Source organism: Lysobacter zhanggongensis (genome assembly GCF_046638635.1).
GTDB lineage: Bacteria > Pseudomonadota > Gammaproteobacteria > Xanthomonadales > Xanthomonadaceae > Novilysobacter > Novilysobacter luteus.
The window spans coordinates 26,059-37,977 of sequence record NZ_JBJXHK010000026.1; the positions used below are offsets into that span (position 1 = coordinate 26,059).

Here is an 11,919-nt window from a genome sequence, read left to right on the forward strand (position 1 = left end):
CGACCCGTCGGGGATACTCGCGCACGTTGTCGCAACGCTGCGTTACGGCAGGGTCAGGACCCGCGCGGGGCGAGGTTCTGCACCTTCAGGAAGGTGTGGTCACCGATCTTCGCGACCTGGTAGGCGTTGCGCCAGCTTGGGCTGGCGATCGCCAGCGCGGCGAAGTGGCTTGCGCCCGGTACGATCTCCTGGCGCTCGCCCGGCGGCAGCTGCCAGTTGCGCTGGGCCTCCAGTGCGACCGTCACCGACGCGGCCCACGCCTCGGTGTTGCTCAGCCGGGTGTTGGGCGAGACCAGGGTCGGGGCGAACTGCTTGCGGGCCGTCACGACCTCACAGACGCTGTCTCCCCACAGGCCGCTGTCGCGGCGGCGCAGGGCGACCTCGGCGACCGCCTGCTGGCCCTGCACGGACTGGTTGCGGGCTTCCAGGTACAGCGTGGTGCTCAAACACAGCGAATCGGCGGTTTGCGGTGGCAGCACCGAGGCCAGCCACAGGATCCACGCGAGTTTCATGTCGTACTCCTTGCTCCGTTGCGCCGGCCGCACTCGGGGGGCCGCACCTCGGGCGAGGGCGGGGATCCACGTGGGCGAACGGCATGGCGTACTGGGGAGGGCGGCGGCTCTCTGGCGCGCTTTGCCCCGTCACCGGGGACCGCAGAAGGCGGCTCGGTGGTGGGTGGCCGCGGTGGGCGGCTGGAAAAGTTGGCGCAAGGTAGCGGCGGCTAGATAAACGGGGTGTGAACAAACGCGCTTGACAAGCGGCGACAAAATTCCGTCCGTTTCGTGATGCGGGACACGAAAACCTGCCTGTTCAGGTAGTTACGGGAGCTGGCCGGGGCCGTCGCGCCGTTAAGCGTATTCAGGTTTCGTCCACCTAGAGGGCCGCGCCGACCTCGGTGCCTTGGCGGATCGCCCGCTTTGCGTCGAGTTCGGACGCCACGTCGGCGCCACCGATGACCGTCGTGGGGATCCCGGCGCCCACCAGCTCGGCCTGCAGCGGGCGGAACGGCTCCTGCCCGGCGCACACCACCACGTGGTCCACCGGCAGGACCTGCTCCACGCCGTCGCGCCGGATGTGCAGGCCCGCGTCGTCCACTTTGAGGTATTCCACGCCCGCCCAGGTCTGCACACCGCGCTTACGGAGGGTGGCGCGGTGGATCCAGCCGGTGGTCTTGCCCAGCCGGGCGCCCGGCTTGCCCTCGCTTCGCTGCAACAGCCAGACCTCCCGCGCGGGCGCCTCGGCCCGGGCGGGCACCAGCCCGCCGCGGGCGTCGGTGTAACCCGTATCCACGCCCCATTCGGCGTGCCAGCGGGTCACATCGAGTGCCTGCGAGGGGCCCGATTCGACCAGGAACTCGGCGACGTCGAACCCGATGCCGCCGGCGCCGATGATCGCCGCCCGTTGCCCGACCACGACTGCTCCGGTCAGTACGTCGCGGTAACCGACCACCTTGCGATGGCCGGCGCCGGGGAAGGTCACCGCGCGCGGGGTGACGCCGGTGGCCAGCACCACGTGATCGAAACCCGCCAGCGCGGCGGCGTCGGCCCGCGTGCCCAGGCGCAGGTCGACCCCGGTGCGGCGGAGGCGGTCATCGAAATAGCGCACGGTTTCGTTGAACTCCTCCTTGCCCGGGATCCGGCGGGCGAGGTTGAACTGCCCGCCGATGGCGTCGGCGGCCTCGAACAGGGTGACCCGGTGCCCACGCTCGGCGGCGACGGTCGCACTGGCCAGCCCCGCCGGGCCGGCACCGACCACCGCGATGCGCCGTGGCGACGAGGTGGGCAGGTAGGCCAGCTCGGTCTCGTGGCAGGCGCGCGGGTTGACCAGGCAACTGGCCGTGCGGTTCTCGAAGACATGGTCCAGACAGGCCTGGTTGCAGGCGATGCAGGTGTTGATCTCGACCGCCCGCGCCTCGCGCGCCTTGGCCACCCACGCCGGGTCGGCCAGCAGCGGACGGGCCATCGAGACCATGTCGGCGGCGCCGCAGGCGAGGATGCCTTCGGCGACGTCGGGCATGTTGATGCGGTTGGTCGCCACCAGCGGTACCGACACTTCCGGCTTCAGTCGCGCGGTGACACCGGCGAACGCACCGCGCGGCACCGAGGTTGCGATCGTCGGCACCCGGGCCTCGTGCCAGCCGATGCCGGTGTTGATGATGGTCGCACCAGCGGCCTCGACCGCGCGCGCCTGCTGAACCACTTCGTCCCATGCCAGTCCACCCTCGACCAGGTCGATCATCGATAACCGGTAGATGAGGATGAAATCCGGCCCGCAGGCTTCGCGGATGCGGCGCACGATCTCCACCGCGAACCGCATCCGTCGCGTCGCATCGCCACCGAACGCGTCCTCGCGACGGTTGGTGCGCGGCGCGGTGAACTGGTTGAGCAGGTAGCCCTCCGAGCCCATCACTTCGACCCCGTCGTAGCCGGCGTCCCGCGCCAGCCGGGCGGTATTGGCGAACGCGCGGATCTGGCGTTCGATCCCGCGCGCGCCCAGCGCCCGGGGCGTGAAGGGATGGATCGGTGATTTCAATCGGCTTGGGGCGACCTGTAGCGGGTGATAGCCGTAGCGCCCCGCGTGGAGGATCTGCAGGCAGATCCGGCTGCCGTGCGCGTGCACGGCATCGGTGACCTGGCGGTGGCGGCCGACCTGCCAGCGCCACGCCAGGCTGCCGCCGAACGGCTTGAGCCAGCCGGTGATGTTGGGCGAGAAGCCGCCGGTGACCATCAATCCGACGCCGCCCGCCGCGCGCTCGCCGAAGTACGCCGCCAGCCGCGGGAAGTCGCGCGCGTGGTCTTCCAGTCCGGTGTGCATCGAGCCCATCAGCACCCGGTTGGGCAGGGTGCAGAACCCCAGGTCGAGCGGTGCGAACAGGTGCGGGTACAGCGGATGACGCGGGGATGCGTCGGGGGCGGTGACCGTCATTCGGGAATACGCGTGCGTATGGAATTGGCCACGATGCCGCGATCAGCAGGCCCGCACAAGCCGCGAGGCGGGTACCGGGTGCCGCGCCGCAGCGGTACCCGTCCGATCAGTCCGGCACGCGCGCGCGTGCCAACCGATTGGTATCCGTACCGAACCACAGGCTCCGGGTGTTCGGGTCGAACACCATGTGGCGCACCGAGCGGCCGCCACTGGGGATCGCGGTCGCGGGCAGGAACTTGCCGCTGGCCGGGTCGAACCCCTGCAGCAGGTTCGGCTGCGGGCCGGTTTCCACGAACCACACCCGGCCCCGGTCGTCGGTCGTCATTGCATACGGGCCGGAGCGGTCGGAAGGCGTCTTCCACTCCTCGAACACGCCGTCGGCCGGGTCGTAGGCGCCGATGTAGCCCTGGGTGAAGTCGCCGTACCAGACCCGGCCGTTGTCGGTCAGGCCCACCCGGCGCAATCGCGCCTGTGCGCGCGGCAGCTCGATCTCCTTCAGGTCATGGGTTTCCGGCGTGACCGTCGCCAAGCGGTTGCTGCCCAGCAACACGGCCCAGGCGCGGCCGTCGTCGTCCGCCAGGATGCCGTAGGGCAGGGCGCCCCTGCTCGGCACCGGGATGACGCGGATGGCGCCGGAGTCCATGTCGATCCGGCCGATCGCGTTGCCCCGCTGCATGGTGAACCAGATGCCGCCGCGCCCATCGAAAGCGAAGGTGTGCGGGTCGCGGGTGTCGACGCCGGGAGTCTCCGGCACCGGGTAAGTAGTGAATTCGCCGCTGCCGGGGTCGAACTTCAGGATCGTGCCGTTGCCGTTGCCGGCAATCCACGGAAAGCCATCGCGGTCCACCACCACGGTGTGCGGCTTGGTGCCGGCGGGCAGGTCGTGGCGGTCGAAGGCTTCTGTGTCCGGGTCGAACACCGCCAGGTAGTTGCCCAACTGGCCGACGAACCAGATGCGTCCATCGGGGGCGACGGCGGGGTCGCGTGGCCGGGTATCGGGCCAGGGGACCTGCCATTCCCGGATCTGGACGGCGGCTCCGTCCGGGGCGGAGGCCACCGCCGGCGCGGCCCCCAGCAACAGGGCGAGCAGGGCCAACAACGCGATGCGCGAAAAGACCGGACGGTTCACGGCAACTCCTCACATGGGCGAAGGCGTTCCCAGCATATACGCCCGCCCACGGCCAATGCCGGCGAGCCTGCGCGCCCGCGGATGCCCCCACGTCGGGCGGGTGCGATAATTGCGCCACTTCGTTTCCGCGGCACCGACCCTTCCAGCCGCTCGGCGGTCCCCTCGTGCGGGGCGTCGAGTGCACCGCCGCGTCACTGCTTCACGCAAGAGACCCCCGACCGCATGAACACCGCATACCGCAAGCCGCTGCCAGGCACCGCGCTCGACCATTTCGACACCCGCGCCGCCGTCGAGGCGATCAAGCCCGGCGCCTACGACACGCTGCCGTACACCTCGCGCGTGCATGCGGAGAACCTGGTACGGCGCGCGGATCCGTCGATGCTGACCGCTTACCTGACCCAGCTGATCGAGCGTCGGCGTGACCTGGACTTCCCGTGGTTCCCGGCCCGCGTGGTGTGCCACGACATCCTCGGCCAGACCGCGCTGGTCGACCTGGCTGGCCTGCGCGACGCCATTGCCCGGCGTGGCGGCGACCCGTCGCAGGTCAACCCGGTGGTGCCGACGCAGCTGATCGTCGACCACTCGCTGGCGGTGGAAGCACCCGGGTTCGACAAGGATGCGTTCGCCAAGAACCGTGCGATCGAGGACCGTCGCAACTTCGACCGCTTCCACTTCATCAACTGGACGAAGAAGGCGTTCCGCAACGTCGACGTGATCCCGCCGGGCAACGGGATCATGCATCAGATCAACCTGGAGCGGATGTCGCCGGTGGTGCATGCGCGCGACGGCGTGGCGTTCCCCGACACGCTGGTCGGCACCGACAGCCACACCCCGCACGTGGATGCGCTGGGCGTGATCGCGGTCGGCGTGGGCGGGCTGGAGGCGGAGAGCGTGATGCTGGGCCGCGCATCGTGGATGCGACTGCCGGAGATCGTCGGCGTTGAGCTGACCGGCAGGCCGCAACCCGGCATCACCGCCACCGACATCGTGCTTGCCCTGACCGAGTTCCTGCGGCAGTCGAAGGTGGTCGGCGCCTACCTGGAGTTCCGCGGCGAGGGCGCGTCCGCGCTCACCCTTGGCGACCGCGCCACCATCTCCAACATGGCGCCGGAGTATGGCGCGACCGCGGCGATGTTCTTCATCGACGACAACACCATCGACTACCTGCGCCTGACCGGGCGCGACGACGCCCAGGTCAAGCTGGTCGAGACGTATGCAAAGCACACCGGCCTGTGGGCGGACGCACTGGCCACCGCGCAGTACGAGCGCACGCTGACGTTTGACCTGTCGGGCGTGGTGCGCAACATGGCCGGCCCGTCCAACCCGCACCGCCGACTGCCGACTTCGGCACTGGCCGAGCGCGGCATCGCCGGCAACCTCGACGCCGCGCGCGCCGAGGAAGCGCAAGGCCTGATCCCCGATGGCGCGGTGATCATCGCGGCGATCACCAGCTGCACCAACACCAGCAACCCGCGCAACGTCATCGCCGCCGGCCTGATCGCGCGCAATGCCAATGCCCGCGGGCTCACGCGCAAGCCGTGGGTCAAGACCTCGCTCGCGCCCGGCTCCAAGGCGGTGCAGCTGTACCTCGAGGACTCGGGCCTGCTGCCGGAGCTGGAGCAGCTGGGCTTCGGCATCGTCGGCTTCGCCTGCACCACCTGCAACGGCATGAGCGGCGCGCTGGACCCGGTCATCCAGAAGGAAGTGGTCGAACGCGACCTCTATACGACCGCCGTGCTGTCGGGCAACCGCAACTTCGACGGCCGCATCCATCCGTACGCCAAGCAGGCGTTCCTCGCTTCGCCGCCGCTGGTGGTCGCCTACGCGATCGCCGGCACCGTGCGCTTCGACATCGAGAAGGACGTGCTCGGCAACGATGCGCAGGGCAACCCGGTCACGCTCAAGGACATCTGGCCGACCGACGAGGAGATCGACGCGATCGTGGCGACCAGCGTCAAGCCCGAGCAGTTCCGGCAGGTCTACGAGCCGATGTTCCGGGTCAGCGTCGAGCATGGCGAGAAGGTCAGCCCGCTGTACGACTGGCGCCCGCAGAGCACCTACATCCGCAGCCCACCCTATTGGGAGGGCGGTCTGGCGGGCGAGCGCACGCTGCGCGGGATGCGTCCGCTGGCGGTGCTCGGCGACAACATCACCACCGACCACCTGTCGCCTTCGAACGCGATCCTGGCGACGAGCGCGGCCGGCGAGTACTTGGCAAAGATGGGCCTGCCCGAGGAGGACTTCAATTCCTACGCGACCCACCGTGGCGACCACCTGACCGCGCAGCGCGCCACCTTCGCCAACCCCAAGCTGCTCAACGAGATGGTGCGCGACGAGGCCGGCAACGTGAAGCAGGGCTCGCTCGCGCGGATCGAGCCGGAGGGCACGGTCACCCGCATGTGGGAAGCGATCGAGGCCTACATGGAGCGTCGCCAGCCGCTGATCATCATCGCCGGCGCCGACTACGGCCAAGGCAGCTCGCGCGACTGGGCCGCCAAGGGCGTGCGGCTGGCCGGCGTGGAGGCGATCGCGGCCGAGGGCTTCGAGCGCATCCACCGCACCAACCTGATCGGCATGGGCGTGCTGCCGCTGGAGTTCCTGCCGGGCACCGACCGCAACACGCTCGGGATCGACGGCACCGAAACCTTCGACGTCACCGGCACCCCGGCGCCGCGCGCGACGCTGACGCTGGTGGTCCACCGCCGCGACGGCGAGCGGCTTGATGTGCCGGTGACCTGCCGCCTCGACACCGCCGAGGAAGTGTCGATCTACGAAGCGGGCGGCGTGCTTCAGCGCTTCGCCAACGACTTCTTCGAAGCGGCCAAGGTGGCATAACCCGCCACCGCTCCTCGACCCCTCCATCAGCAGAACCGATCGCCAGGAATTCCAATGCCGCAGACCCACGCCCCGCAACTCAGGATCCCCGCCACCTACATGCGCGGCGGCACCAGCAAGGGCGTGTTCTTCCGCCTGCAGGACCTGCCTGCCGCCGCGCAGGTGCCGGGTGCGGTGCGCGACGCGCTGCTGATGCGGGTGATCGGTTCGCCCGATCCGTATGGCAAGCACACCGACGGCATGGGCGGGGCGACATCGAGCACCAGCAAGTGCGTGATCGTGTCGACGGCCACCGTGCCCGACCACGACGTCGACTACCTGTACGGCCAGGTTTCGATCGACCAGCCGTTCGTCGACTGGAGTGGCAATTGCGGCAACCTCAGCGCGGCGGTCGGGCCGTTCGCCATCAGCGCCGGGCTGGTCGACCCCGGGCGTGTGCCGCGCGACGGCATCGCCACCGTGCGGATCTGGCAGGCCAACATCGGCAAGACCATCGTCGCCCACGTGCCGATGACCGGCGGCCAGGTGCAGGAAACCGGTGACTTCGAGCTCGACGGCGTGACCTTCCCGGCGGCGGAGATCGAGCTGGAATTCCTCGACCCCGCCGACGAAGGCGAGGGCGCGGGACCATCCAACGGCATCTTCCCCACCGGCCAGCTGGTCGACGACCTCGAGGTGCCCGGCGTGGGCACCTTCAAGGCGACCATGATCAACGCGGGTATCCCGACGATCTTCCTCAACGCGGCCGACCTGGGCTACACCGGCACCGAGCTGCAGGACGCCATCAATGGCGACCCGCAGGCCCTGGCGAACTTCGAGGCGATCCGCGCGCACGGCGCTGTCCGCATGGGCCTGATTGATTCCGTCGAACAGGCCGCCACCCGCCAGCACACACCGAAGGTCGCATTCGTCGCGCCGCCGGCCGACCACGTCTCCTCCAGCGGGAAGGCCATCGGCGCTGGCGACGTCGACCTGCTGGTCCGCGCGTTGTCGATGGGCAAGCTGCACCACGCGATGATGGGGACCGCCGCGGTCGCGATCGGTACCGCCGCGTCCATCCCGGGCACGCTGGTGCATGCCGCGGCCGGCGGTGGCCCGCGCGACGCCGTGCGGTTCGGTCATCCTTCCGGCACCCTGCGCGTCGGCGCGGGAGCGGTCGAAGTCGACGGGCGCTGGACGGTCACCCGCGCGGTGATGAGCCGCAGCGCACGGGTGCTGATGGACGGTGCGGTGCGCGTCCCGGCGGACACCGTGCAGGGCTGATCACGGGGGGCGCCGGCAGGCGGCGGCACAATGGGCGATGCCTCTCACCTGGAGGAAGCGCCATGAGCCCGCACGACCGCCGTTCCGCCGCCCGTCCCGAGCCGGACGGGCCGATGCTCGACGTCGCCCGCTACGTCGCCGGTTACACCGTCGACTCCCGCGAGGCCTTTGATACCGCCCGCTACATGTTGCTGGACTCGCTGGCCTGCGCCGCCTTGGCGATGGACCACGAGGCCTGCGTGCGCCACCTCGGCCCGCTGGTGCCCGGTGCGGACATGAAGGGCGGCGCGCGGGTTCCATTCACCCACCACGAGCTCGACCCGGTGCAGGCCGCCTACAACATCGGCGTGCAGATCCGCTGGCTCGACTTCAACGACACCTGGCTGGCGGCGGAGTGGGGCCATCCCTCCGACAACCTCGGTGCCATCCTGGCCGTGGCCGACTACCTGGGCCGGCGCGCCGAGTCTGACGGCGCCACCCCGATGACCGTGCGCGACGTGCTCGGCTACGCCATCAAGGCGCACGAGATCCAGGGCTGCTACGCGCTCAGGAATTCCTTCAACCGGGCCGGACTGGACCACGTGATCCTGGTCAGGCTCGCCTCGACCGCCGTCGCCACGCGGATGCTCGGCGGCGACGTGGAGGCGATCTGGACCGCCGTCTCGCACAGCTGGATCGACAACGGCACGCTGCGGACGTACCGGCACGCCCCCAACACCGGCCCGCGCAAGAGCTGGGCCGCCGGCGACGCCTGTCGTCGCGCCGTCACCCATGCGCTGAATGCGGTCGACGGCGTGGTCGGCTACCCGAGCGCGCTCTCCGCGCCGACCTGGGGCTTCTACGACGTCGCCTTCAATGGCCAGCCGTTCGAGTTCGAACGCCCGTTCGGCAGCTACGTGATGGAGAACATCCTGTTCAAGATCAGCTTCCCGGCCGAGTTCCACGCCCAGACGGCGGTCGAGTGCGCGATGCGCCTGCATCCGCAGGTCAAAGAACGCATCGACGACATCGAGCGCATCGAGATCCGCACCCAGGAGGCGGGCATGCGCATCATCGACAAGACCGGTCCGCTGTCCAACTACGCCGACCGCGACCACTGCCTGCAGTACATGGTCGCCGTGCCGCTGCTGCTTGGCCGCCTCGAGGCCGCTGACTACACCGATGCCATCGCCGCCGACCCGCGTATCGATGCCCTGCGGGCGAAGATGGTGGTCAGCGAGAATCCGCGTTTCACCCGCGACTACTTCGATCCGGATAAACGCTATATCGGCAATTCGGTGCAGGTGTTCTTCCGCGACGGCACCGATACCGGCGAAGTCTCGATCGATTATCCGATCGGTCACCGCAAGCGGCGCGCGGAGGGGATACCGGTGCTCATGCAAAAATTCGAGCGTGCCATTCGCGGCCGCCTGCCTGCCGCCCGCGCCGATCGGCTGATGGCGCTTGCGAACAACCCGCAGGCATTGGAGTCGCTGGCGGTGAAGGAGTTTATTGGGTTGTTCCGGCCTGAATGATCCCTGAGGGAAATCCTGCCCTTGGGGAACTCCCCGGAATGTTAGGCCGGAGTTAACATGATCTTCACGGACCCAAACCTAACCTCCGCACCGATGGCGTCCTCCAGGCGACCGTCCCCCCAACGGTAAGGATCTCGCAGACGCGGTTTCCAATTGAACTTGAACAAGGAGATACAAATGAATAAGAAACTCCTCTGCGCCGCCCTGCTGGGTGGTCTGTCGATGGTCGGCACGGCCAGCGCGCAGGAATTCGACGATCGCTGGTATGTCACCGGTACCGCCGGCATGAATATCCAGGACAACGATCGCGGCACCCGCAACGCGCCGTTCGGTGCGATCGGCGTCGGCAAGTTCATCAACCCCTACTGGTCCGTCGACGGTGAGCTGAACTACCAGAACCCGCAGGCCGACCGTAACCAGGACCTGAACTGGAGCCAGTACGGCATCTCGTTCGACGTCCGTCGCCACTTCATCGCCGAGGGCCGTGCCTGGAACCCGTACGTGGTGATGGGCCTGGGCTACCAGCGCGCGGAAGAAGAGTTCGACCCGAGCAACCCGCTTCTGCCGGCGCGGTTCGAGCGCAACGGCGCCCCGAGCGAGCGTGAGGACGGCACCGTTGCCGGTAAGCTCGGCTTCGGCGTGCAGGGTGACGTCGGTCGCGTCGCGATCCGTACCGAGCTGGCCTACCGCATCGACGCGGACGACGACAGCGTCGGCGCGTTCCTGAGCGACGACGTGCCGCGCGACGACGGCGCCGACTGGTTCGGCGACGTGCTGGCCTCGGTCGGCGTGGTCGTGCCGCTGGGTCCGGAGCCGATGGCCCCGGTCGCCCCGGCCCCGGTCGCGCCGAGCTGCGCGGACCTGGACGACGACGGTGACGGCGTCAACAACTGCGACGACAAGTGCCCGGGTTCGCAGGCCGGCCAGACCATCGGTCCGGACGGTTGCCCGGTGCCGGTCTCGATCGACCTGAAGGGCGTGAACTTCGACTTCGACAAGTCGACCCTGCGTCCGGACGCGGTTGCGATCCTGAGCGAGGCGGTGCAGATCCTGCAGCGTTACCCGGACCTGCGCGTCGAGGTTGCCGGCCACACCGACCTGTGCGGTTCGGACGCCTACAACCAGTCGCTGTCGGAGCGTCGCGCCACCGCGGTGTACGACTACCTGACCAGCAACGGCGTTGACGCGTCGCGCCTGGCCGGTCCGAACGGCTACGGCGAGAGCCGTCCGCTGGTTTCGACTCCGCAGACCCTGCCGGAGTGCAAGAACGAGACCAACCGCCGTACCGAGCTCAACGCGCAGAACTGAGCGCATGAGCCCGCGGGCCACTGACGTGGCCCGGTGTCACCCGAAGCCCGGCCGTGTGCCGGGCTTCGTTTTTGCCGGGCAGGGCAGGGTCCTGTACATCATCCTGAATGTGTATGATTCGCGCGGTCTGACACGACGCTCCGGCACTCCCTTGGACTGCCGTTCCCATTTCCCCCCGAAGGAGTTCCCCATGAAGATTCGTCTGTTGAGCACCGCGCTGCTGGCGGGCCTGGCGCTTGCCCCGGCTGTCAACGCCCAGGAGTTCGACGATCGCTGGTACGTCACCGGTTCGGCCGGCATGAACCTGCAGGACAATAATCGCGGCACCAACAACGCCCCGTTCCTGGCCCTGGGCATCGGCAAGTTCGTCAACCCGAACTGGTCGGTGGACGGCGAGCTCAACTACCAGAACCCGAATTTCGACGCCAACCAGGACATGAACTGGAGCCAGTACGGTCTGTCGATCGACCTGCGCCGCCACTTCCTGGCCGAAGGCCGCAGCTGGAACCCGTACGCCGTGATGGGCCTGGGCTTCCAGCGCTCGGAGGAGGAGTACGACGCGTTCCCGAGCACCAACTCGCCGGGTGAGCGCGAGGACGGCAACCTGGCCGCCAAGATCGGTTTCGGCGTGCAGGGCGCGGTGGCCGACAACATGCTGCTGCGCACCGAACTGGCCTACCGCGCGGACCTGGACGACCAGTCGGTCGCCAACCCGAGCGAGAACTGGTTCGGCGACGTGCTGGCCTCGGTCGGCCTCGTGGTGCCGCTGGGTGCCAAGGCCGTCGTCGCACCGCCGCCGCCGCCGGTGGCCGCCCCGAATTGCGCGGACCTGGACGACGACGGTGACGGCGTCAACAACTGCGACGACAAGTGCCCGGGTTCGCAGGCCGGCCAGACCATCGGTCCGGACGGTTGCCCGGTGCCGGTCTCGATCGACCTGAAGGG

Annotated in this window: 8 protein-coding genes; 5 read left to right on the forward strand and 3 right to left on the reverse strand. The window is 69.0% G+C overall.

Going from position 1 to position 11,919, the window contains the following annotated elements; genetic code table 11:
- Positions 1 to 53 precede the first annotated feature (53 nt).
- The 3 genes from ACKVMH_RS06655 to ACKVMH_RS06665 form a co-directional block, all read right to left on the reverse strand.
- A complete protein-coding gene (locus ACKVMH_RS06655) occupies positions 54 to 512 on the reverse strand; it encodes a cell wall hydrolase (RefSeq protein WP_215218571.1) in 459 nt (152 codons plus the stop codon).
- A 361-nt stretch (positions 513 to 873) separates the two neighbouring features.
- Positions 874 to 2,925 (reverse strand): oxidoreductase, encoded by a 2,052-nt coding sequence (locus ACKVMH_RS06660; RefSeq protein ID WP_412699692.1) that lies wholly within the window; start codon positions 2,923 to 2,925, stop codon positions 874 to 876.
- Positions 2,926 to 3,031: 106 nt separating this feature from the next.
- Complete coding sequence (locus tag ACKVMH_RS06665) at positions 3,032 to 4,054, reverse strand: Vgb family protein (RefSeq protein ID WP_412699693.1); 1,023 nt, start codon at positions 4,052 to 4,054, stop codon at positions 3,032 to 3,034.
- A gap of 222 nt (positions 4,055 to 4,276) precedes the next feature.
- On the opposite strand from ACKVMH_RS06665, the gene acnD reads away from it, so the two are divergent.
- From acnD to ACKVMH_RS06690, 5 genes are all read left to right on the forward strand, one after another.
- A complete protein-coding gene (acnD, locus tag ACKVMH_RS06670; protein WP_215218568.1) occupies positions 4,277 to 6,889 on the forward strand; it encodes a Fe/S-dependent 2-methylisocitrate dehydratase AcnD in 2,613 nt (870 codons plus the stop codon).
- Positions 6,890 to 6,943: 54 nt separating this feature from the next.
- Positions 6,944 to 8,152, forward strand: coding sequence for a 2-methylaconitate cis-trans isomerase PrpF (gene prpF / locus ACKVMH_RS06675; protein WP_412699694.1), 1,209 nt, complete (start codon positions 6,944 to 6,946; stop codon positions 8,150 to 8,152).
- Between the two features lie 62 nt (positions 8,153 to 8,214).
- Complete coding sequence (locus ACKVMH_RS06680) at positions 8,215 to 9,666, forward strand: bifunctional 2-methylcitrate dehydratase/aconitate hydratase (protein WP_412699695.1); 1,452 nt, start codon at positions 8,215 to 8,217, stop codon at positions 9,664 to 9,666.
- 177 nt (positions 9,667 to 9,843) lie between these two features.
- Positions 9,844 to 10,974: an OmpA family protein gene (locus ACKVMH_RS06685; RefSeq protein ID WP_215218565.1), complete on the forward strand. Its 1,131-nt coding sequence runs from the start codon at positions 9,844 to 9,846 to the stop codon at positions 10,972 to 10,974.
- Positions 10,975 to 11,164: 190 nt separating this feature from the next.
- Positions 11,165 to 11,919, forward strand: a 755-nt coding sequence (locus tag ACKVMH_RS06690; RefSeq protein ID WP_412699696.1) for an outer membrane beta-barrel protein, incomplete at its 3' end; no start/stop codon positions are given.

Bases quoted from the DNA above. Each gene is read 5' to 3' on its own strand.
- acnD (WP_215218568.1), top strand. From the start codon at position 4,277: ATGAACACCGCATACCGCAAGCCGCTGCCAGGCACCGCGCTCGACCAT.
- ACKVMH_RS06685 (WP_215218565.1), top strand. From the start codon at position 9,844: ATGAATAAGAAACTCCTCTGCGCCGCCCTGCTGGGTGGTCTGTCGATG.
- ACKVMH_RS06680 (WP_412699695.1), top strand. From the start codon at position 8,215: ATGAGCCCGCACGACCGCCGTTCCGCCGCCCGTCCCGAGCCGGACGGG.
- prpF (WP_412699694.1), top strand. From the start codon at position 6,944: ATGCCGCAGACCCACGCCCCGCAACTCAGGATCCCCGCCACCTACATG.
- ACKVMH_RS06660 (WP_412699692.1), bottom strand. From the start codon at position 2,925: ATGACGGTCACCGCCCCCGACGCATCCCCGCGTCATCCGCTGTACCCG.
- ACKVMH_RS06655 (WP_215218571.1), bottom strand. From the start codon at position 512: ATGAAACTCGCGTGGATCCTGTGGCTGGCCTCGGTGCTGCCACCGCAA.